Source organism: Priestia sp. SIMBA_032, assembly GCF_046535215.1.
In the GTDB taxonomy this organism is placed as follows: Bacteria; Bacillota; Bacilli; order Bacillales; family Bacillaceae_H; genus Priestia; species Priestia aryabhattai.
On the sequence record NZ_JAWRXD010000426.1, the window covers coordinates 1 to 293 of the forward strand.

1 protein-coding gene is annotated in these 293 nt (G+C 71.3%); it reads left to right on the forward strand.

Translation table 11 applies throughout. The features are described from left to right. Nucleotides 1-288 (forward strand): hypothetical protein (locus tag SB717_RS35020; RefSeq protein ID WP_410907499.1); only part of this gene is annotated, 288 nt, incomplete at its 5' end. Nucleotides 289-293 lie beyond the last annotated feature (5 nt).

Sequence of the window (293 nt, forward strand, 5' to 3'; positions counted from 1 at the left end):
CGCGCTCGGGTCTTCCCCAACCCCTATTACGGCGTCGGACTGGCTGTGCATCGTTACGTCTGCATGTGCAAGCAATGTGGACTCGTCGAGTTCGTCCCGAACACCCTCCTCGACCGGGATGACGCGGCGCCGGAAGAGCCACGCCGGACGTCCCGCCGCCGGCCGCACCGGCTCGCTCGCGTCCGGCGTCTCCCGCCGTGGGCCGCAGCGCACCGGGTCTCGTTGACCTTGGTGGCCGTCCTCGGAACCGCGTCCGCCGGGATGGTCGCCGCGGCCATCCTCCGCTAGCGCGG